At 75.6% G+C, this 21,363-nt stretch carries 14 protein-coding genes; 4 read left to right on the plus strand and 10 right to left on the minus strand.

Features of this window, described 5'->3' with window-relative positions:
* The first annotated feature begins 38 nt into the window (after nucleotides 1–38).
* Entirely contained in the window at nucleotides 39–4,760 is a 4,722-nt protein-coding gene (locus ACU4ZT_RS04130; protein ID WP_445338045.1) for a PKD domain-containing protein, read from the plus strand.
* 130 nt (nucleotides 4,761–4,890) lie between these two features.
* On the plus strand, nucleotides 4,891–5,949 hold the full coding sequence (locus ACU4ZT_RS04135; RefSeq protein ID WP_445338047.1) for a glycosyltransferase family protein: 1,059 nt from the start codon (nucleotides 4,891–4,893) through the stop codon (nucleotides 5,947–5,949).
* 106 nt (nucleotides 5,950–6,055) lie between these two features.
* On the opposite strand, the gene ACU4ZT_RS04140 is transcribed toward ACU4ZT_RS04135, so the two are convergent.
* Nucleotides 6,056–7,138, minus strand: coding sequence for a glycosyltransferase family 2 protein (locus tag ACU4ZT_RS04140; RefSeq protein WP_445338049.1), 1,083 nt, complete (start codon nucleotides 7,136–7,138; stop codon nucleotides 6,056–6,058).
* A gap of 65 nt (nucleotides 7,139–7,203) precedes the next feature.
* Here ACU4ZT_RS04140 and ACU4ZT_RS04145 point away from each other — a divergent pair, with 65 nt between their 5' ends.
* The gene (locus ACU4ZT_RS04145) at nucleotides 7,204–8,145 is read left to right on the plus strand and encodes a glycosyltransferase family 2 protein (RefSeq protein ID WP_445338051.1); all 942 of its coding nucleotides are present in this window, start codon (nucleotides 7,204–7,206) and stop codon (nucleotides 8,143–8,145) included.
* A 27-nt stretch (nucleotides 8,146–8,172) separates the two neighbouring features.
* Here the strand turns inward: ACU4ZT_RS04145 and ACU4ZT_RS04150 are convergent, their stop codons facing one another.
* From ACU4ZT_RS04150 to ACU4ZT_RS04190, 9 genes are all read right to left on the minus strand, one after another.
* Complete coding sequence (locus ACU4ZT_RS04150; protein ID WP_270981931.1) at nucleotides 8,173–9,237, minus strand: glycosyltransferase family 4 protein; 1,065 nt, start codon at nucleotides 9,235–9,237, stop codon at nucleotides 8,173–8,175.
* Nucleotides 9,238–9,348: 111 nt separating this feature from the next.
* The gene (locus ACU4ZT_RS04155) at nucleotides 9,349–10,800 is read right to left on the minus strand and encodes an MATE family efflux transporter (RefSeq protein WP_414763078.1); all 1,452 of its coding nucleotides are present in this window, start codon (nucleotides 10,798–10,800) and stop codon (nucleotides 9,349–9,351) included.
* Nucleotides 10,797–11,942 (minus strand): glycosyltransferase, encoded by a 1,146-nt coding sequence (locus ACU4ZT_RS04160; RefSeq protein ID WP_414748281.1) that lies wholly within the window; start codon nucleotides 11,940–11,942, stop codon nucleotides 10,797–10,799. Before ACU4ZT_RS04160 ends, ACU4ZT_RS04155 begins: the two co-directional genes overlap by 4 nt.
* Entirely contained in the window at nucleotides 11,939–13,450 is a 1,512-nt protein-coding gene (locus ACU4ZT_RS04165; protein WP_445338054.1) for a tyrosine-protein kinase domain-containing protein, read from the minus strand. The genes ACU4ZT_RS04160 and ACU4ZT_RS04165 overlap by 4 nt, the downstream gene beginning before the upstream one ends.
* Before the next feature lie 115 nt (nucleotides 13,451–13,565).
* Nucleotides 13,566–14,780 carry a glycosyltransferase gene (locus ACU4ZT_RS04170; RefSeq protein WP_445338056.1) on the minus strand — a complete coding sequence of 405 codons (1,215 nt, stop codon included), beginning with the start codon at nucleotides 14,778–14,780 and terminating at the stop codon, nucleotides 13,566–13,568.
* Nucleotides 14,777–15,649 carry a CDP-alcohol phosphatidyltransferase family protein gene (locus ACU4ZT_RS04175; protein WP_445338058.1) on the minus strand — a complete coding sequence of 291 codons (873 nt, stop codon included), beginning with the start codon at nucleotides 15,647–15,649 and terminating at the stop codon, nucleotides 14,777–14,779. The genes ACU4ZT_RS04170 and ACU4ZT_RS04175 overlap by 4 nt, the downstream gene beginning before the upstream one ends.
* Nucleotides 15,646–16,878: a DUF1972 domain-containing protein gene (locus tag ACU4ZT_RS04180; RefSeq protein ID WP_063071105.1), complete on the minus strand. Its 1,233-nt coding sequence runs from the start codon at nucleotides 16,876–16,878 to the stop codon at nucleotides 15,646–15,648. Before ACU4ZT_RS04180 ends, ACU4ZT_RS04175 begins: the two co-directional genes overlap by 4 nt.
* Nucleotide 16,879: 1 nt before the next feature.
* The gene (locus tag ACU4ZT_RS04185; protein ID WP_445338060.1) at nucleotides 16,880–18,424 is read right to left on the minus strand and encodes a sugar transferase; all 1,545 of its coding nucleotides are present in this window, start codon (nucleotides 18,422–18,424) and stop codon (nucleotides 16,880–16,882) included.
* A 340-nt stretch (nucleotides 18,425–18,764) separates the two neighbouring features.
* Nucleotides 18,765–20,054 (minus strand): endo-1,4-beta-xylanase, encoded by a 1,290-nt coding sequence (locus tag ACU4ZT_RS04190; protein ID WP_445338062.1) that lies wholly within the window; start codon nucleotides 20,052–20,054, stop codon nucleotides 18,765–18,767.
* Between the two features lie 248 nt (nucleotides 20,055–20,302).
* Between ACU4ZT_RS04190 and ACU4ZT_RS04195 the strand changes: the two genes are divergently transcribed.
* Entirely contained in the window at nucleotides 20,303–21,346 is a 1,044-nt protein-coding gene (locus ACU4ZT_RS04195; protein WP_445338064.1) for an NAD-dependent epimerase/dehydratase family protein, read from the plus strand.
* Nucleotides 21,347–21,363: the final 17 nt, after the last annotated feature.

Consider the following 21,363-nt stretch of genomic DNA (forward strand, 5'->3'; position numbering starts at 1 on the left):
GCCGGCGCGCGTCACCCGAACCCGAATGAGGCCTCACCATGGGCATTACCCTGCCCGCGCGCCTGCGTCCGCTCGCGCTCGCCACCGCCGTCGCCGTCCTGGCATCGGCCTTCGTGGGCGTCCAGCCCGCCGTGGCGGACACCGTCCCCGTCGAACCCGCCACGCCCACCACCGTCTCCGCGGACGCCCTGCCCACCGTGCAGATCGACGGCGTGGTCTGGACCCAGGAGGTGGTGGGCGACACCGTCTTCGTGGGCGGCAGCTTCGCCACCGCCCAGCCGGCCGGAGCCGCGCCCGGCGTGGGCGCCGTCCCGCGCTCCAACCTCCTCGCCTACGACATCCGCACGGGCGCGCTCATCACCTCCTTCGCGCCGGTCGTCAACGGCCAGGTCAAGGCCATCGAGGCGTCGCCGGACGGGAAGCGCATCTACATCGGCGGCACGTTCACCTCCGTCAACGGCGTGAACAAGTACCGCGTGGCGGCCCTGGACCCGGTCACCGGCCAGGTCATCGGCTCCTTCACGGCGGGCACCAACGCCTCGGTGAGCACCATCGTCGCGACGGCGTCGACCGTCTACATCGGCGGGGCCTTCTCCTCGATCGGCAAGAGCGTCCGGTCGCGCATCGCGGCCGTGAACGCCTCGAACGGCGTGGAGACGGCGTTCGCGCCCACGACGTCGGACGGGACGGTGACCTCGATGGTCATCTCGCCCGACGGCCAGAAGCTCGTCCTCGGCGGCAGCTTCACGAGCCTCAACGGCTCGAGCGACCCGGGCTACGGCCTGGGCGCGGTCAGCACCGCCACGGGCCGGAACCTGCCGTGGGGGATCAACTCCCTCGTGCGCAACGCCGGCAAGGACGCGGCGATCACGAGCCTCACCAGCGACTCCGACAGCGTCTACGGCACGGGCTACACGTACGGCAAGACCGGAAACCTCGAGGGCGCCTTCCGCGCCGACTGGGCCACCGGCACCACCACGTGGGTCGAGGACTGCCACGGCGACACGCACTCCGCCGTGCCGTTCGGCGACACCGTCTACGTCGCGGGCCACCCGCACTACTGCGGCAACGTCGGCGGCTTCGGCCAGACCGAGCCGACCTGGACCTTCTACCGCGGCCTCGCGTTCTCGAAGGCCGTCACGGGGACGCTGACGCGCGACCCCATGGGCTACCACAACTTCGAGGGCACCCCGGCCCCGACGCTGCTCGACTGGTACCCCGACTTCAACGTCGGCACGGTCACCGGCCAGAGCCAGGGACCGTGGAGCGTCGCCGCCGGCGACGGCTACCTCTCCTACGCGGGCGAGTTCACGCAGGTGAACGGCAAGCGCCAGCAGGGCATCGTGCGCTTCGCCGTGAAGGACAGGGCTCCGAACACGCAGGGGCCGGTCGACGCCGGCGCCCTCTTCAAGCCCACCGTGACGAGCTTCGAGCCCGGCACCGCGCGCGTCACGTGGCCGGCCAACGCCGACCGCGACAACCGCCGGCTCACGTACGCCGTCTACCGCGACGGCAACACGACCACGCCCGTGTACACGACCACGCAGGACTCGCGCCCGTGGGACCGCCCGGCGATGGGCTTCGTCGACCGCGGCCTCACGGCGGGCACGACGTACACGTACCGGATCCGCGCCACCGACCCGCTCGGCAACACCGTCCTCGGCGACACCGCGCCGGTCACCGTGACGAGCGTCGACCCGGGCGGCTACGTCGACGCCGTGCGCGCCGACGGGGCCTCCAGCTTCTGGCGCCTCGGCGAGCCGTCGGGCCCGACCGTCTACGACTGGGCCGGCTTCGCCGACCAGGTGGCGGGCGCCGGCGTCAGCCGCGGCGCGCCGGGGGCCGTCGTCGGCGACCCGACGACGTCCTCGACGTTCAGCGGCACCGACGCGGGGCTCTCGGCCACGCAGCAGCTGATCCCCGCGCCGCAGACCTTCTCCGTGGAGGCGTGGATCAAGACCACGACCACCGCGGGCGGGAAGATCGTCGGCTTCGGCGACAGGAGCACGGGCACCTCGAGCAACTACGACCGCCACCTCTACATGGACGGCAGCGGCTACGTGACGTTCGGCGTGTACCCCGGCACCGAGCGGAAGCTGAGGTCCAGCACGGCGCTCAACGACGGGAAGTGGCACCAGCTGGTCGGCACGCTCGGCTCCGGCGGCATGCAGCTCTTCGTCGACGGCGTCCGCGCGGGCTACCGCGCCGACACGACCGGCGGGCAGGACTACCGGGGCTTCTGGCGCATCGGCGGCGACAACTCGTGGAGCGGCGGCCCGTGGTTCGCGGGCGAGATCGACGAGGTCGCGGTGTACCCGACCGCGCTCGACCGGAGCCGCGTGGACGCGCACTACGTCGCCTCCGGCCGCGCGTCCACCCTGCCGCAGGCGCCCGCCGACTCGTACGGCAGCCGCGTGTTCCAGGACGACGCCGACTCCTTCTGGCGCCTCGACGAGAAGGGCGGCACCACCGTGGCCGCCGACGCGAGCACCACGGCGAGCCCGGCCGCCTACGTGGGCGGCGTGACGCAGGGCGTGCCCGGCGTGCTCACGACCGCGGGCAGCGCGGCCGCGCGCTTCGACGGCCAGTCGGGGATGGTGTCCGGCACCCGCCGCGTCTCCGACCCGCAGGTGTACTCGCTCGAGCTCTGGTTCAGCTCGACGACGAACCGGGGCGGCAAGCTCATCGGCTTCGGCGACAACCCGAACGGACTGTCGAACAACTACGACCGGCACGTGTTCCTCCGCGACGACGGCCGGATCACCTTCGGCACGTGGACGGGCCAGGAGAACACGGTCACCACGCCGGGCTCCTACACCGACGGACGCTGGCACCAGGTGGTGGCGACGCAGTCGGGCGAGGGCCTGAAGCTCTACGTCGACGGCGCCCTCATCGGCACCCATCCGCAGACGCAGGCGCAGGGCTACGACGGCTTCTGGAAGCTCGGCGGCGACCCGACCTGGGGATCCTCCAGCCCCTACGTGCAGGCGACCATCGACGAGGCGGCCGTGTACACGACCGCGCTCTCGGCGAGCACCGTCGCCCAGCACTACGCGCTCGGCCAGGGCGCCGCGCCCAACCAGGCGCCGACGGCCGCGTTCGACGCGGAGCCGACGGACCTGCAGGTGGCGGTGGACGCGTCCGCGTCGGCCGACGCCGACGGCACGGTGGCCTCCTACGCCTGGGACTTCGGCGACGGCGGCACGGCGACCGGCGCGAAGGCGACGCACGCCTACGCCCTGGCCGGCACCTACCCGGTGCGCCTCACGGTGACGGATGACGAGGGCGCCACGGCGGTCAAGACCGCCGACGTCACGGTCGTCGCCCCGCGCGCGAACCAGGCGCCGACGGCCGCCTTCACCTCCACGACGGACGCCCTCGCGCTCGCCGTCGACGGGCGGGCGTCCGCCGACGCGGACGGGCGCATCGCGACCCACGCCTGGGCGTTCGGCGACGGATCCACCGCCACGGGCGCCGAGGCGCGTCACACCTACGCCGCGGCGGGGACCTACCCGGTCACCCTCACGGTCACGGACGACGAGGGCCTCACGGGCGTCAGCACGACGTCGGTGACGGCGACCGCCGCGCCCCCCGCGAACCAGGCGCCCACCGCCTCGTTCACGAGCCGCGTCACGGACCTGTCCGTCGCGGTGGACGGGACGGCGTCCGCGGACGCCGACGGCCGGATCGCGTCCTACGCCTGGCAGTTCGGCGACGGGGCCACCGCGACCGGCGCCACCGCCGCGCACGCCTACGCCGCGGCGGGCACCTACCAGGTGCGCCTCACGGTCACGGACGGCGAGGGCGCCACGGCGACGAGCGTCCAGAGCGTCACGTCGACGGCCCCCGTGGTCGTCGACGGGCCGCCGACGGCGTCCTTCACGAGCGCGGTGACCGGATCCGCGGTCGCGGTCGACGCCTCCGCGTCCTCCGACGCCGAGGGCCCGATCGCCTCGTACGCCTGGCAGTTCGGCGACGGCACCTCGGCCGCCGGCCGCACTGCCAGCCGCGTCTACGCCGCCCCCGGCACCTACACGGTGACGCTGACGGTCACGGACTCCGCGGGCGCCACGGCGACCTCGACCGGCACCGTGACGATCGCCGCGGCGCCCGTCGCCGCCCCGCTCGCCCGCGACGCGTTCACGCGCAGCGCGACGAACGGCTGGGGCACGGCGGACGTGGGCGGGGCGTGGACCCGCTGGGGCCTCGCGTCCTACCTGAGCGTCAAGGACGGCGCCGCGAGGATCGCGCTGCCGAGCACCGGCGTGCAGGGCGGCGGGACGCTCCAGGGCGTGAGGTCGACCGACACCGACCTGCGGACGACCTTCTCGCTCGACAAGGCGGCCACCGGCGGCGGCACGTACCTCTACGCGACCGGGCGCCGGGTGGCGGACGACAACGAGTACCGCGCGCTGGTGCGCATGAAGAGCACGGGCACGGTCGCCGTGTCGCTGCTCGCGTACCGGAACTCGTCGTCGAGCACGGTCATCGCGCCCGAGGTGCAGGTGCCCGGCACCGTCGCCCCGGGGACCGCGGTGAGCGTGCGCCTGCAGGTGACGGGCACGTCGCCCACCACGATCGCGGCCAAGGTCTGGATCGCGGGGACGCCCGAGCCCGCCGCGTGGACGGTGCGGGCCACCGACTCCACCGCGAGCCTGCAGGCGCCCGGCGGCGTGGGCCTCGTCGGCTACATCTCGGGCAGCGCCACGAACGCGCCGCAGACCATCTCGGTCACCGAGTTCAGCGCGTTCCGACCCTGATGCGCGCGCGGCGGGGTCGGCCGGATGCGGCCGGCCCGGCCTCGCGCGTCCCCCCGCCTCGCGCGTCCCCGCCCCTCGGCGGCACCCGCCTCCCGCGCCGCGCCGCCCGCCCATCGACCTGGAGCACCACGTGAGCCGCCGACCCGATCCGACCGCCCCGACCCGGCGCGCCCGCGCCCTCGTGGTGCAGCAGTCGTTCCCCACGCCCCGGCCGACCACGAACCCGTACCTCGTGATGCTCGCCGAGAGCATCGCCCGCCAGCCCGGCGTCGCGGTCCGCACCTTCTCCTGGACGAGCGCGCTGCTGCGGCCCTATGACGTGCTGCACGTGCACTGGCCCGAGATCCTGGTCTCCGGGCACGGGCCGCTCAAGCGGCTCGTGCGGCAGGGCCTCACGGTCGCGCTCGTCGCGCGGCTCGCGATCACGCGCACGCCGCTCGTGCGGACGCTGCACAACCTCGAGCTGCCCGACGGGATCTCCCGCCGGGAGCGCGCGCTGCTGCGGCTGATGGAGCGGCGGACGACCCTCTGGATCCACCTCAACGAGGACACCCCGGAGCGCGCCGACCGTCCGCACGAGACCATCGTCCACGGCCACTACCGGGACTGGTTCCGCCACCACCCGCGACCCGACGTCGTGCCCGGCCGCATCGGCTACTTCGGCCTCATCCGCCGCTACAAGGGCGTCGACCGGCTGCTCGCGGCGTTCCGCGGCATGCCCCGGGACGCGTCGCTGCGCGTGGGCGGCCGCCCGTCGTCGCCGGAGCTCGCCGCCTCGCTCGAGGGCCTCGCGGCGGCCGACGACCGCGTCCGGCTCGACCTCCGCTTCCTCGCGGACGCCGAGGTGGTCGAGCTCGTCGGCGCCTCCGAGCTCGTGGTGCTGCCCTACCGGGAGATGCACAACTCCGGCGGCGCCCTCACGACCCTGAGCCTCGACCGGCCCGTGCTGATGCCCGCCAACCGCGTGAACGCGCGCCTCGCCGCGGAGGTCGGGCCCGGCTGGGTGCACGCCTACGAGGGCGAGCTCGAGGCCGCGGACGTGGCCGCGGCGCTGGATGCCGTGCGCGCGCTCGCGCCCGGCGCACGGCCCGACCTGTCCCGCCGCGAGTGGCCGGAGGCGGGCGCCCGGCACGTCGCCGCGTACCGGCGCGCGGTCGCGATCGTCGCGGGCCGCCGGGCCTGTGGCTGACCGGGGGAGGGGCGGCGGCGGATGCGGCGGATCCGCGGGACCCGCGGGACCCGTGGGACCCGCGGGCTCCGTGGCGGCCCGGCGCCCGCGTCCCGCGCGACCCCGCTCAGGCGGACGGCCGCGCGTACTCCCGGTGGGCGTGGCCCCAGGCGCCCGAGACGATGCCCGCGCCGCGCGCGAGCGTGCGCACGCCGCGCGCACGCCGGCCGAGCCCCGCGCCCGCGACGCCCGCGGCGGCTCCCGCCGCGACGCCCGCGAGGCCGCCCGCGATCCGCACCGCGCCGCGCGCCGTGAGGGTCGCCCGCGCGACGGCGCGCTCCCGGCCGGATCCCGCGAGCGCGAGCGTCGTGCGGCTCCAGCTGTTGCCGCTGCTCATCGCCCGGAGCACCACCCAGCGGTGCGTCACGCGGGCGCGCGGCACGATGTCGAGCACGCGTGCGTCGGCGGCCCACAGCATCCGGCCGCCGTGCGCGACGACCGCGCGCGTGAAGAGCGTGTCCTCGCCACCCGTGGCGCCGAAGCCCGTGTCGAAGCGGAGGCCCCAGGCGCGCACGCGTCGGAGGTCGAGGAGGATGTTGTTGGTCGCCGCGACCTCGAGCACCGTGCCCGTCGCGGGGCGGCGGCGCTCGAAGAAGCGGCCGGCGTGGATCCACGCGTCGGGCTCCACCTCGAAGCGCGACTCCACGGGCCCGGCGACCGCCGCGCAGCCGGTCTCCCGCTGCAGCGCCAGCAGGGCGTCGAGCCAGCCCGGCGCCGGGCGCTCGTCGTCGTCGATGAAGACCAGCAGGTCGTCGTGCGGCGCCGCGTCGAGCGCGCGGTTGCGGCCCGCGGAGATGCCGGGCTCCGGCTCGTGCGCGTAAGCGACGTCGACGCCGGCGGACGCGGCCTGCGCCGCCGCCTCCGCGACGACGTCGCGGGCGCCCGCGTCGGGGTCGTTGTCGACCACCACGATGCGCGCGGCCGACGTCGCGCCCGCCGCCCCGCGGGCCTCGTCCACGAGCATCGGCAGCAGGGCACGGATGTCGCGCGGCCGGCGGTAGGTGAGCACCGCGACTACCAGCGTCGGCAGCCCGCCGGCGGTGGGCCCGTCGGCGTCCTCGGCGGCAGCGTCCTCGGCGGCCGCGGCCCCGGCGGCCCCGGCCCCCTCGGCGTCGGTGCGGCGGGGGTCGGCGACGGCGTCGGAGCTCATCCCCCCATCATCCCAGCGACCCCGGCGCGCGTGCGCCCCGGGTCGCCGACCCGGAAGGACCCGCGATGACGTTCGCGTCCCTCGCCCCGCTGGCCGTCGTGGTCGTCAACTACGGCTCCCACGACCTGCTCGCCGCGAACCTCGCGCCCCTGTCGCGCGCCCGTCCCGAGCTCGCGGTCGTGGTGGTCGACAACCTCAGCACCGGCGCCGAGCGCGCGGCCGTCACCCGGCTCGCGGACGCCGAGGGCTGGCACCTGGAGCTGCCCGACGGCAACGAGGGCTTCGGCACCGGGATGAACCGCGGGGTCACGCGGGCCGCCGCGATCGGCCGCAGCCACGTGCTGCTCCTCAACCCCGACGCGCTCATCGCCGCGGACGCCGTGGCCGCGCTGCTCGCCGCGTCGCTCGCGGACGACGACGCCATGGTCGCGCCGCGCATCCTCCGCCCGGACGGATCGCTGTGGTCCGCCGGGAGCGACCTCTACCTCGACGACGGCCGGATCCGCTCCCGCCGCCGCCGGGTGGAGGGCACGGCCCGGCGCATCGAGCCGTGGCTGAGCGGCGCGTGCCTGCTGCTGTCCGTGGCGCTGTTCGAGCGGGCGGGCGGGTTCGACGACGCCTACTTCCTGTACTGGGAGGACGTCGACCTGTCCCACCGGGTCGTCGCGGCGGGCGGGCGGCTCGCGCTGCTCGACGAGGTCGAGGCCGTGCACGCCGAGGGCGGCACGCAGGGCGCCGCCGGGCAGTCCGCGGGCCAGGCGAAGTCGCCGGTCTACTACTTCCACAACATCCGCAACCGGATGCTCTTCGCCGCGCGGCACCTCGACACCGCCGACCTCCGCGCCTGGCGGCGGAACGCGCCGCGGGTGGCATGGGAGATCCTGCTGCAGGGCGGGCGCCGGCAGCTGCTCGCGTCGCGGGCGCCGCTCACGGCGGGCCTCCGGGGGCTCCGCGACGGGGACCGCATCGCGCGCGCCGAGCTGCGGCGGCGGGCCGGCCGGGGCTGATCCCGGGGCGCGCCCGCCGCGGGCACGTCAGCCGCGTGCGGCCGGCCCGAGCTCGAGCAGGTCGGCGAGGCCGGCCACGAGGTGCCGCGTCGTGAGGCGCGCCTCCACCTCGCGGCGGCCCGCGGCGCCGAGCTCCCGGGCGCGCGCCGGGTCGCGGAGCAGGCCGATCACGGCGTCCGCCATCACCTCCGGATCCCCGACGGGGGTGATGACGCCCGTGCGCCCGGGCACGACGTAGTCGTCCGTGCCGGGCGTGCCCGTCACGACCACGGGGCGTCCGGTCGCCATGGCCTCGAGGCTCACGGTCATGCCCGACACGTGCAGGTTGTCGCGGGTGGCCACGGCGACGACGCTCGCGCGCGCGTAGAGGTCGGCGAGCTCGCCGTGCGTGAAGTACGGCAACTTGCGGACGCCCTCCGGCGCGGGCAGGTCGGAGGCGCTCTGCACGACGATCTCGGCCTCCGGCACCGCGGCGTGCACGCGCGCGAGCGCGGGGAAGAGCGTGGCGGGATCCCGGTCGCGGTCGCCGCCCACGCTGACGACGCACGGGCGGTCGGCCGACGGACGCGCGGGGTAGAAGGACTCGTCGACGCCGAACGCGCAGAAGCGCACGGGCGGGCCGTCGGGTCCGACGAACTCGCGCAGCGGATCCACCTGGCCGCGGCTGAGCACCCAGAGGCCGTCCATGCGGCGCAGCACGTCGCGCATCCGGCCGAGGTCGCCGCCGGTGCCGCGGGCGAGCATGTCGGTCACCCAGATCACGCCCGTGTACATCTCCCGGTGCGGGCGGGTGAGGAGCATGCGGCGGGCGGCGTTCTCATCCCAGGTGATGCCGATGTCGCGGGCGGCCGGATCCGCGGGGCGCGCCGGGCGGCGGCGGAGGGCGGGGATCCGGTCGCGAAGCGCGTCGACGCGGCCGGGCACCCGGAGCGCGGCGATCGTCACGTCGGCGTCGTGGGAGCGCAGGGCGTCGAGCCCGTACGGCCACTCGCCGGGGACCTCGTCGGCCGCGTGGCGCGCGCGCCAGCGGGGCAGGTCGCGCTCGACCGGGAAGAGGACCTCGACGGCGGGGCGGGGGCGGGAGGCGGGCATCGTGTCCTTCTCGGGCGGGGCGGGGCGGGGCGGGGCGTTCGGGAGGTGCGGTCGGGTGCGGCGGGCTGCGGCGCGGATCCGGCGACGGGCGCCGTCGCGCCGGCGCCCGGGTCAGAGCGGCGAGCCCGCGCTCGTGGTGCGGGATGCCGTGGCGGACTCCGCGTCGACCGTGGGGTCGTCGCGGTCGTCCCCCTCCTCGTCGCGCGACCCGTCGGCGACCGCGGCCGCCTCCGCGCGACGCCGCGTGAGGTCCCGCGACACGTAGACGAGGTTCGGGATCACCTGGCAGAGCGCCACGGCGACGCACGAGCCGATGACGGGCCCGGCCGCGCCGGCCACGCCGATCATCCACCAGGACAGCCCGAGGTTGAGCGGCACCATGACGAGCACGGGCACGACCTGGAACACCAGCCCGCGCTTGTCCGTCATGTACATGCCGGCCGGGTACTTCGCGGCCTGCAGCGCCACGAACACGACGAACGCGATCACGAGCGGCAGGGGCAGCGTGATCGCGCCGCCGGAGACGAACGCGGCGATCCACGGCGAGGCCCCCGCGAGCGCGCCGCCGAGCAGCAGGCCGCCGAGCAGGAACCACAGCGTGGGCGCCGCGGGCGACTCCACGCGCGACGCCGACCGGGCGCTCGCGTACACGGGCCAGAGCGCGAGGCCCGCGGCCGCGATGGTCTGCAGCACGATGCCGAACAGCTGCGACGCGAGGTTGTACTGCGCCAGCTCGTCCGGCCCGGCCAGGTGGCTGAGGAGGAGGCGGCCCGTCTGCATGGCGACCGGCAGCGCGACCATCTGCACGAGCATCGGCCAGGCGAGGCCGATCGCGGGCACGCCGGGGTAGCTGCGGATGCGGGGGATGGCGCGCACGGCCTGGCCCAGCTGCGGGCGGAGGGCGCGCGCCGCGACCACCAGGCAGATCACCGACACCATCGCGTTCGCGCCGTACGACACGACCGCGAGGTAGGTCCCGGCGGGCACCGCGAGCACGACGAACGCGCCGATCACGAGGATCATCAGCGGCGCCACGACCGCCTGGCTCGCGACCTGCACGTTCGTCATCTTGAGGCCCACGAGGATCCGCTGGCCGACCGTGAGCGGGATCACGAGCCCGAACACCGCGAGGCACAGGAACGCCGCGATCTCGCCGCCGCCCGACATGAGCCCCTCGCCGAGGAGGGCCGGCCACCAGCCGAGCAGCGTGATCGCGAGGGAGACGAGCGCGATGATCCCGCCCGAGACGAGCAGGATGCGGAACGCCGTGACGATGGCGCGCTTCACGTGGTCGTCGGTGCGCGGGGCGCTCGACCCCGCCACCGCGTTGATCACGACGGCCGCGATGCCGAGGTCGGCGAACGGCAGCAGCGTGGGGAACGTGCTCAGCAGGCCGTACTGCGCGTAGGCGTCGGTGCCGAAGGACTGGATGATCATGCGGCTCGTGAGGATCCCGAGCACGCCGGAGAGCGCCATGACGCCGACCTTCACGGCCGCGGTGGAGCCGATGGCGGAGGCGAGCGACGGGGTGCGGCGGCCGGTCGCGCCGCGCCCGCCGCTCACGCGCGCTCCGGGACGCGGGCGGCGGCAGCGGCGGCGGAGGCGGGCGCGGTCCCGAACAGCACGTCGTCCGCCGCGAGGCGCCCGTCGCGCGCGGGCAGCTCGGCGAGCACGGCGGCGGGGTCGACGGGGTGGCCGAGCACCGCGGCGAGGGTGGCGGCGAGCTCGGCGGGGGAGGACGGGTCGGCCACCACGCCGTGCCCGCGCGCGCGCAGCCACGGCGCGAGGCCGGTCTCCTCGGTGGTCACGATCGTGCAGCCGTGCGAGAGGCCCTCGACGATGGGCAGGCCCACCTGCTCGCGCCACGTCGGGCTGGGCTGCGAGGGGAGGACGAGCGCGGAGGCGGCGTGCAGGGCGGCGTGGATCCGGTCGCGGCCGGGGTCGACCTCGAGCACGATGCTGGGATCCTGGGCCGCGGCGCGCTCGACCTCCTCCTGCAGCGGGCCCTTGCCGAGCACGCGCAGCACGGCACCGGGGCGGGCCGCGCGCACGGCGGGCCAGGCGGCCAGGAGCACGCGGATGCCCTTGCGCTCGCTGAGCGCGCCCACGAAGACGGCGCTGTCGGCGACGGGCGCGGGATCCCGGTGGTCGTGGCGCGCGGGCAGCGCGGGCACGAGCGCGGCGGGCACGCCGGGGCGGGATCCGCCGAGCACGGCGAGGTAGGTGTCGCGCGCACCGTCGGTGCCGTAGACGACGCGGTCGACGCGGCGCATCACGGCGCGGGCGAGCACGCGCTCGCCCGCGCGACGGACGCGCGATCGCAGGCGCGCTCCGACGGGCGCCGGGAACGGGTCGGCGTTGCCGATGGCGTACGTCACGACCTCGACGCGGGGCCCGCCGACCAGGCGGCGGACGCCCACGGCGGCGAGGGCGGCGGCCGTGGCCGGGAGGCTCGAGAGCATGAGGGGCTCGTTCACCTCGAGGATCCGCACGTCGGAGCGCAGGAGGACGAGCGCCGTGCGGATCCGGCCCGCCTGCACGAGGTCGAGGCCCTGCGCGAGGTCGGCGTCGAAGTCGTACCGCGTGACCCGGTAGACGATGCTGGCGGGCGCGAGCTCGTGCGCGCGCTCCAGGTGGGCGGTGCGCAGCGACTCGTAGAGCCGCACGCGCGTCGACCGGAGCGCGGGGACGCGGAGGCCGCTCATCGCGCGTGGGTCCGGCTGCCGCCGGCGCGGGTGCCGGGCGCGCCCTCCGTCGCGTCGGTGCCGGCGGTGCGGGCGGTCACCGAGTGGGCGGACACGACCGGCGCGAGCGGCACGCCGCGCGACGCGTCGGTCGCGACGGCGGCGGGGGCGACGGGCACGAGGTCCTCGGCCCCCGTCTCCGCATCCGGCCCGTAGTAGGAGGAGTGGCGCGCGGGCGCGACGCGCGTGAGCACGACCCCGAGGGTCCGCGCGTGCACGCCGTCGAGCGCGTCGGCGGCCTCGGCCAGCTGCCCGCGCCGGGTGGCGCGCACGCGCGTCACGAGGAGCGCGCCGTCCGTCAGGTGCGCGAGCGTCAGCGCGTCGGCGGCCGGGAGGATGGGCGGCGTGTCCAGCACGACGTACTCGTAGCGCCCGCGGAGCTCCGCCATGAGGGCGGCCATCGCGGCGGATCCGAGGAGCTGGTTCGGGTTCGGCGGCACGGCGCCCGCGGCGAGCACGTCGACGCCGCCCGCCCAGCCCTGGACGGCGTCATCGAGGCTGGCGCCGCCGACGAGCACCGTGGTGAGGCCGACGGCCCCCTCGAGCCCCGTCGTCTGCGCGACGGTCGGGCGGCGGAGGTCCGCGTCCACGAGGAGCACGCGCGTCGAGTGCTCGGCGAGCGCGAGGGCGAGGTTCACGGCGGTGGTGGTCTTGCCCTCGCCGGGGAGCGCGCTGGTGATCGCGAGGGAGCGGATCGGGGTGTCGACGTCGGCGAACTCGAGGTTGGCGCGGATCCGGCGGTAGCCCTCGGCGGCCGAGCTGCGCGGGGCCGCCAGGAGCGTGATCCCGGCACCGCGCTCGCGGCGCTGCACGGAGCCGATGACGGGCGCGTCGGTCACGCGCTCCACGTCGCGCTCGGTGCGGATCCGCGTGTCGAGCAGCTGCCGGCCGAGCGCGTGGAGCACCCCGGCGGCGAGGCCCGCGAGGAGCCCGGTGAGCACGATGAGGCGCGTGTTCGGGCTGACGGGCGCGCGGGGCACCTGGGCCGCGGCGACGGTCGTCAGCGAGATCGACGGGTCGCCCGATCCGGTCGCGGGGGCGAGGCCGCCCGCCACGTCCGCGAGCGAGTCGCTCACGGCGTCGGCGAGGCGCGCGGCCTCCTCGGGTGAGCCGTCGGTCACGGACACGTCGATGATGACCGTGTTCAGGGGCGTGTCCACCGTGACGGCGCGGGCGAGGGCGTTCGGCGTGGTGTCGAGGCCGAGGCGCGCGATCACCGGCGCGAGCACCGCGGGCGTCGTCGCGAGCTGCGCGTACGACTGCACCAGGTTCTGCGAGAAGGTCGAGCCCTGCACGAGCTCGGTCGTCGTGGCGCCCTGCGTGCTCGAGACGAACACGCTGCTCGTGGAGCGGTAGCTCGGCGCGAGCGTCGTCGCGTAGCCGTACGCGGCGCCGCCGCCGACGAGCGTCAGCGCCAGGATGGAGATCCATCGTCGGCGCAGCGCTGTCCAGTAGTCGTGCGGATCCATGTGCCCGCCCCCCTGTCTCTCGTGTCGTGGTCGTGTCGTGGTCGTGCGTGCGGCCCGCTTCCCGGCGGGCGTGGGCGGGCGCCGGCCCGCCCCTGCGGGAGGGACCGGCGCGCGCTCAGCGTCGGGTGGCGGCGCCGAGCATCCCGGCCACCGACCGCGCGATGCGCTGCCGGTAGAGCGCGGGTCCGTGCCGGTGCTCGGCGCGGAAGCGGTCGCGGGCGGCCCGGGCGCGGTACGCGTCCCAGTCCGACGCGATGTCCCGGAGGGCGTCCGCGAGCGCGGCCGGGTCCGACGGCGGCACCAGCCGCGCGGACTCGTACCCGCCCGCCGCCTCGCGGAGGCCGGAGGTGTCGCTGACCACCACGGGCCGCGCGGCCAGCAGCGCCTCGACGGCGGTGTTGCCGAACGGCTCGTCCACCCGGGAGGGCACGACGCACGCGTCGGCGGCGGCCAGGTACGGGGTGACGTCGGGGTGGAAGCCGTGCAGCGTGACGAGCGCGTCGAGCCCGAGCACGCGGATCATGGTGCGCAGCTGCTCCTCGTACCACTCGTAGCCGGGGAACACGGCCCCGACCACGTCGAGCGTGGCGGGCACGCCGCGGTCGCGGAGCTCGACGATCGCCTCGACGGCCACGTCCACGCCCTTGCGGTCGGAGAGCCGGCCGACGTAGAGCACGCGCAGCCCGCCGTCGAGCGCGTCGCGGGCGGGGACGGGAGCCGCGGGGCCGGGCACGCCGTTGTGCACGACCACGGCCCGACGCGCGACCCGGGGGAGGGCGCGGCCGAGCACCTCGACGCTGTAGCGGCTGTTCGCCACCACGCGCGTCGCGAGCAGGAGGGGGAGGGCGAGCGCGGTGCCGACGGCGCGCGACGCGGACCCCTCGGCCTCGTGCACGTGCGCCAGGACCGGGCGGCGCGTGAGACGGCCCACGAGGATCCACAGCGGGATCGTCACGGTGTTCACGTAGACGGCGTCGGGGCGGGTGCGGCGCACGAGCCGGATGCCGGCGGTGAGCCCGCGCGCGGACTGGCCGACGAGCGACGCGAAGCCGCGCGGGCGGAGCATGGCCTTCCGGAGCACGGGCGTGGGCGCGTGGTGCACGACCGCGCCGACGCCGGTGAGCGCGTCGACGAGCGGTCCGTCGGACGGCAGGGTCACGATGGTGCGGGCGCCGGCGGCGACGAGGCCCGCGACGCTCTCGAGCAGGACCCGGTCGGATCCGTACAGCTCGGCGCTCGGGTGGGCGACGAGGATCGTGCGGCCGCGGAGGTCCGCCTCCGCCTCGTCGGCCTCGGCGAGCGCCCGGTGGACGTCGGCGGGCGCGGTCACGCGGTCACCCGGGCGGCGGGACCGGCGGAGGCGGCGGGACCGGCCGAGGCGGCGGGACCGGCGGGAGCGGCCGACGCGGCGGACGCGGCCGACGCGGCGGCCTCGGCACGGCGCGCGTCGAGCGCGCCCATGTCGCGGAACCACTTCACCGACGCGAGCGCGAGGTGGCCCGCGTTGGCGAGCATCATCAGCGCGTAGACGGCGAGGAACACCACGGGGGCCCCGAGCAGCGCGAACACGATGCAGAGGAAGCCGTAGTCGGTGGGGATCACGAGCAGCGAGCGCAGCAGGGTCGAGCGCCCGGCCTCGGGTGCCGGGGCGCCGGAGACCCGGTGGACGCGCTTCAGCTGGTCGTTGAGGATCATCGCGAAGAAGCTCGCGGCGGCCACGACCGCGTACGCCACGGGCACCAGGAGCCACGCGTCGGCGTCCGTCGCGGGCCAGCGGAACATCGACACGAGCACCGCGAGGTGCAGCGACGAGATCTTGATGCAGTCGACGACGTGGTCGAGCCACTCGCCCGAGAGGGAGCCGCCGCCGCAGAGCCGGGCGACCTGGCCGTCGGCCGAGTCGAACGCGTAGCCCACCGCGAGCAGCAGCCACACGGCGATGCCGAGCCAGGCGGCCGGCTGCACCAGCGCGATCAGGGCGATGCCGGTGAACGTGAAGGCGGCGCTGATCCCGGTGACCTGGTTCGGGGTGAGCCCCCGGCGGTACGCCCACGCGGCGAGCAGCCGGCCGGCCGGCCGGTTGACGCGGATCGAGTACGCGGGCGCGCCGCGGGCGGCCTTCTTCTGCGCGCTCGCCAGGCGGCGGACGACGTCGGCGTAGGACTCGGCGCGCGGGTCGGTCGCGGTCGGGGCGCTCATCGGCTCTCCTCCAGGAGGAAGGAGGTGCGGCTCGCGTCGGTCGCGCGGAGCTCCGGCTCCCAGCGCGTGGCCGAGCGGACGCCGCGGCTCATCCCGTGCGTCGAGTAGCCGCGCGTCATGCGGGCCGCGAGCTCCTCGTAGCCGTCGGCGATCGCGTCCCAGTCGTAGGTCTCCTCGGCGCGCTCCTGCAGGCGGCGGCCGATCGCGACGGCCTCCTCCGCGGCGGCCTCGGCGCCCTCGACGAGCGCGGCCACGCCGGCGGCGTCCGACCAGAAGCGGCCGTCCTCGCCGAGCACGTCGCGGTTGAACACGTTGTCGTTCGCGAGCGTCGCGGTCGCGGCGCCCATGGCGCGCAGCAGCGACGGGTTGGTGCCGCCGACGGAGTGGCCGTGGATGTAGGTGAGCGCGTGCGCGTAGAGCTGGTCGAGCTGCTCCTGGTCCCACACGCCGCCGAGGCGCTGGATGCGCGGGTCGGCGGTGGCGACCCGCTCGATGCGGTCGGTGTACGCGGCGGAGTACGGCGCGGATCCGACGACGACGAGCGGCAGGGTCGCGTCGGACGCGGCGTACCCGTCGACGATGACGTCGACGTGGTTCTCCGGCTCGAAGCGCGCCACGACGAGGTGGTACTGGCCGGCCTCGAGGCCGAGCTCCGCGAGGCGGTCGCTCGCGGGATCGCGCAGGACGTTCGCGCCGTAGGTGAGGAGCTCGGTCGGGATCCCGAACTCGTGGTCGTAGTAGTCGGCGATGCCCTGCGCGTCGGAGATGAGCGCGTCGGCGCCCTTCACGGCCATCTGCTCGGCGACGCGGTAGTACCTCTTGCCCATGCGGCCCCACTTGCCGCGCTTCCACTCGAGGCCGTCGACGTGCACGGCCGTGGCCGTGCCGCGCGAGCGGATGATCGGCACGAACGGCGCGTTGGCGGCGTTGAACACGAAGGCCGCGTCCTGGCGCCTGCCGAGGGCCAGGTGGATCGCGGACAGCGCGGTGTGGCTGAGCGTCTCGATCGACTTGGTCTTGAGCGCGGGGAGGTGCACGAGCGTCATGCCGAGGTGGGTGCGCGGGCGCGAGCGGTTCGCCGAGCGGCAGTAGACGGTGACGTCGTGGCCGCGGGCGGCGAGCCGCTGCCCGATCTCCTCGATGGCGGTCTCGAATCCGCCGTACGCGGCGGGGACCCCCCGGGTACCGACCATGGCGATGCGGAGTCGACGCGGTTCGATGACAGACATTTCAGTACGCCCCTACGGGTCGGGTGAGCACCCGGAAGGTGCGCCACATGATCATGACGTCGCCGGTCAGGGACCAGTTCTCGACGTAGTACAGGTCGAGCCGGACGCTCTCGTCCCAGCTCAGGTCGCTCCGGCCGTTCACCTGCCACATGCCGGTGAGGCCCGGCTTGATGAACAGGCGGCGGTGCACGTGGCTCTCGTAGCCCTCCACCTCACGGCGCAGCGGCGGGCGCGGGCCCACCAGGCTCATGTCGCCGACGAGGATGTTCCACAGCTGCGGCAGCTCGTCGAGCGAGTACCGGCGGAGCACGGCGCCCACGCGGGTGACGCGCGGGTCCTCCCGCAGCTTGAACAGCGGGCCGGCTCCCTCGTTCGCGGCGGCGAGCGCCGCGAGCTCCGCCTCCGCGGTGGCCCGCATCGAGCGGAACTTGAGCATGTGGAACTCGCGACCGGCCTTGCCGACGCGCTCCTGGCGGAAGATCGCACCGCCCGGGCTGTCGAGGCGGACGACGACCGCGATGACGAGCATCACGGGGGCGAGCACCACGAGCGCGAGGCCGGAGACCGCGATGTCGAGCGCGCGCTTCAGCACGTGCTTCCCGCCCTCGAACTGCGGGATCTCCACGTGGATGAGCGGCAGGCCCTCCACCGGGCGGAAGTGGATCCGCGGGCCCGCCACGTCGGTGAGACGCGACGCGAGCACCAGCTCGATCGACGAGCCCTCGAGCTCCCAGCCGAGCGTGCGCACCGAGTTGCTGCCGGCGCGCGGCTGGCTGGCGACGATGACGGCGTCGGCGGCGGTGCGGGAGGCGGCCGCGGCGACGGAGCCGAGGTCCGAGACGACGGGGATCCGGCGGCCGACGATGTCGAGGCCGTCGAGGTGCTCGTCGATGGCGACGCCGACGACCGTGTAGCCGGACCCGGGGCGGAGCAGGATCTGCTCGGCCACGTCCTCGACGTCGGCGCGGGTGCCGACGACGACCACGCGGGAGAGGTGGTCGCCCTGCACCCGGCGGCGGATGAGCCACTGGCGCCAGCTCCACCGCGCCACGAGCAGCGCGATCACGCCGAGCGGGAACGCGAGCACGACGTAGCCGCGGGCGATGTCGACCTTGAGGAGGAGGAACGCGATCGCGAGCGCCCCGAAGGTGATGGCCGACGCGTTGACGACCCGCTTGTACTCCGCCACGCCGACCCCGACGATGCGGGCGTCGCGGGTGCGGAAGGCGCCGAGCACGGCGATCCACGCGGCCACGACGATCACCGAGACGATGCCGTAGTCGAGCTGCAGGGACCCGGCGTCGACGGCCGCGTCGCCCGTGCCGAAGCGGGTGAGCTGCGCGACGAGCACGGTCGCGATGATGATCGCCCAGTCGGAGGCGATGAGGCGGGTGCGGTAGTCGCGCGCCCAGCGACGGCCCGAGAGGGTGAGCGGCGGGGCGGCCGCGACGCCGGATCCGATGATCGGGCGGTGCGCGGAACGCCGCTCCGGGCGCACGCGGGTGCCGCCGCCCCGGGTCGCGGGACGGTTCCGGGTGGTGCTCATCGCGTGCCGGGGAGCGCGGGCAGCGCGGGGAGCGGTCGGGGGATGCGGGGTCGGTCGGATGCGGGGAGGCGCGGCCGTCGGGTACGGACCAGCGCCGATGACGGGTTCATCGGGTGTGTGCCTGCGTTTCGGGTTACAGGTGGGTGGTGCGGGGTGCGACGCGGTCCGGGAAGACCTCGTCGGGTGCCTGGCTCCGTGGTGGGCGGCGGCTGGGTGGGCCTCGTCCGGGAGTGACCGTCGCGGGTACGACGGGAGAACACCTCGTGGTGACTCCGGCAATGCTAAACGCAGCCTGAGCCGTGTCGCCCGTCCCCCTTCGGGGGTCGGGCCGCTCCGCGAGCTACCCCAGCGTCACCGCCGCCTCCGTCGCCCCCGCCGCCACGGGCACCACGGCCTCCCGCCCGGCGTGCGCCACCCGCACGCCGCCCGCGAACGCGGTGACGCGCACGCGGCCCTCCGCGTCCGTCCGCATCGTGGCGGGTGCGAGCCGCCACTCCTCGCGGATGAGCCGGCGGAGCGCCTCGTACGACGGCTTCGGCGTGCCGTCCGCGCGCACCAGGCCTCCGGGAGCGCCGAGCCACATCCCGTCGTCGGTGAGGCCCCAGTAGGTGATGGCCGCGACGGCCGGGTGCCCGACGAGCGAGCGGTAGTGCCGCTCGATCTCGTCCGCCTGCCGCTCCTCGCCCGCGGGCGTGGACGGCCAGCTCGTGACCCGGAAGTCGTTGAGGTCGGTGATCTCGGGCGGCATCGGGTCGCCCGACAGCAGCGTCGTCTCGGTCATGTGGATCGGCAGCCCGAAGCGCGCGAACCGGTCCACGATGCCGAGCACCTCCTCCTCGCCGCGGTAGCCCTGGTGCATGTGGGTCTGCAGCCCGATGGCGTCGACCCGGATCCCCGCGTCCAGCACCTCCTCGATGAGCCGCTCGTACGCGGGCGAGAGGTCGAAGTCGTTGAGCACGAGCGTCGCGTCCGGGTTCGCGGCGCGCGCCTCCTCGAACGCCAGGCGCACCATCGCGAGCCGGCCCCGGTCGGCGGCGAGGCGCGTGATGCCGTTGTCCTCGCGGTCGAACACGGGCATGATCACGGCCTCGTTGATCGCGTCCCACGTGTCGATCACGCCGGCGAAGTCGCCGACGTCCCGCCGGATCCGCTCCCGCTGCACGCGCTCCACCTCGTCGAGCGGGAGGTCGAGCAGCCACGGTGCGGTCACGGTGTGCCAGACGAGCGGGTGCCCCTTCACGGCGATGCCGCGCTCGCGGAGCCAGCGCGCCGTCGTGAGGAGGCGCGCGGTGTCGGGCCGCCCGCGCACGGGCTCGAACCGGCCCCAGTAGAAGGGGAGCGTGGCGGTGTCGAAGAGCGCGAGCCACTGCTCCGCGAGCCGCTCGAGGCCCTCGAGTCGGGCGCCGCCGAAGGTCTCCACGCCGGGGGCGTCCGGATCCGTCTCGCCGTTCGCGAGCGGGATGAGGTCGAAGGCGATGTTGCCGAACGCCACCTCCTGCGACGCCTGCTCCACCTCGACATCGGCGTGGGCGAGCGGCCGCCCGTCGGCGCCCCGGACGGTGATGACGGCCTCCGCCCGGCGGGCGTCGGGGATGCGGGTCGGTCGGCGGTCGGCGGGCGTCGCGGACATGGGTGCCTCTCGTGGGGTCGGCGCCACGCGCCCGGCGACGGCCGCCGCGGGCGGGTCGACGCGAGCCGCTGGCGGTGCGTCGGTGCGGTCGCGAGGAACCTACGCGGGCGGCGCGACGGGCGTCCACCGCGCCCCGGATGTCCGCAACCTTTCCCCCTCGGCGGCGGGTGGGGAGGGGCCGACGCGGGCGTAGCGTGCACGCAGGGCGCGGATCCGACCGGCGCCCCCGCTTCGACGACGAGGACCCCATGACCCCAGGTGCCGCCACCCTGTCCGTGCTCTACCTCGGCGGGACGGGCACCATCAGCGCCGCGTGCGTCCGGGCCTCCATCGCCGCGGGCCACGACGTGACGGTCGTCACGCGCGGCGGCGACGCGAAGGGCCGCGGGCTCCCCGCGGGCGTCACGCCGCTCGTCGCGGACGTCACGGATCCCGCCGCCCTCCGCGCCGCGCTCGGCGACCGGTCCTTCGACGCCGTCGTCGACTTCCTGTCCTTCGACGCCGCGGGCGCCGACCGCCGCGTCGACGTGTTCGCCGGCCGCACCCGCCAGTTCGTCGCCATCAGCTCGGCGTCGATCTACCGCAAGCCCGCGTTGCAGACGCCCATCACCGAGTCGACGCTGCGGGCGAACCCGTTCCTCTCCTACGCGCGCGACAAGATCGCGATGGAGGACGCGTTCCTCCTGCACCACGCGACGAGCGGCTTCCCCGTCGTCATCGTCCGCCCGTCGCACACCTACGACGAGGCGAGCCCGCCGCTCGCGGGCGACTGGACCGTCGTCGACCGCATCGCGCGCGGCGAGGAGGTCGTGGTCCCGGGCGACGGCACCTCGCTCTGGACGCTCACGCACGCCGACGACTTCGCGGTCGGCCTCGTCGGGATCCTCGGCGACGAGCGCGCCACGGGCGAGGCGCTGCACATCACGAGCGACGACGTGATGACGTGGGACCGGATCCACCACCTCGTCGCCGACGCCCTCGAGGTGGAGGCGCGGATCGTGCACGTGCCCGCCGAGCAGTTCCCCGTCGTGGAGCCCGACTGGGGCTGGTCCGAGCTCGTCGTGGGCGACCTCTCGCACAGCGCGGTCTTCGACACCACCCGGATCCGGCGGCTCGTGCCGGCGTTCCAGCCGCGGATCCCGTTCCACCTCGCCGTGCGCGGCATCGTCGCGTTCCGGGCCGCGCACCCGGAGCTCACGCGTCCGGACGCCGACACCGACCGCCGGATCTCGCGCCTGGTGGCGGCGAAGCACGCGGCCGACCGGGCCTACCGGGACGCGGCGGCGGGCTGAGCGGGCGGCCGGCTCCG

The sequence above is a fragment of the Clavibacter davisi genome (assembly GCF_052751415.1).

Coding starts and splice junctions, on each gene's coding strand:
- ACU4ZT_RS04150 (WP_270981931.1), bottom strand. CDS start 9,237: ATGCCCGCCTCCCGCCCCCGCCCCGCCGTCGAGGTCCTCTTCCCGGTC.
- ACU4ZT_RS04190 (WP_445338062.1), bottom strand. CDS start 20,054: ATGTCCGCGACGCCCGCCGACCGCCGACCGACCCGCATCCCCGACGCC.
- ACU4ZT_RS04140 (WP_445338049.1), bottom strand. CDS start 7,138: ATGAGCTCCGACGCCGTCGCCGACCCCCGCCGCACCGACGCCGAGGGG.
- ACU4ZT_RS04130 (WP_445338045.1), top strand. CDS start 39: ATGGGCATTACCCTGCCCGCGCGCCTGCGTCCGCTCGCGCTCGCCACC.
- ACU4ZT_RS04175 (WP_445338058.1), bottom strand. CDS start 15,649: ATGAGCGCCCCGACCGCGACCGACCCGCGCGCCGAGTCCTACGCCGAC.
- ACU4ZT_RS04145 (WP_445338051.1), top strand. CDS start 7,204: ATGACGTTCGCGTCCCTCGCCCCGCTGGCCGTCGTGGTCGTCAACTAC.
- ACU4ZT_RS04185 (WP_445338060.1), bottom strand. CDS start 18,424: ATGAGCACCACCCGGAACCGTCCCGCGACCCGGGGCGGCGGCACCCGC.
- ACU4ZT_RS04160 (WP_414748281.1), bottom strand. CDS start 11,942: ATGAGCGGCCTCCGCGTCCCCGCGCTCCGGTCGACGCGCGTGCGGCTC.
- ACU4ZT_RS04180 (WP_063071105.1), bottom strand. CDS start 16,878: ATGTCTGTCATCGAACCGCGTCGACTCCGCATCGCCATGGTCGGTACC.
- ACU4ZT_RS04195 (WP_445338064.1), top strand. CDS start 20,303: ATGACCCCAGGTGCCGCCACCCTGTCCGTGCTCTACCTCGGCGGGACG.
- ACU4ZT_RS04165 (WP_445338054.1), bottom strand. CDS start 13,450: ATGGATCCGCACGACTACTGGACAGCGCTGCGCCGACGATGGATCTCC.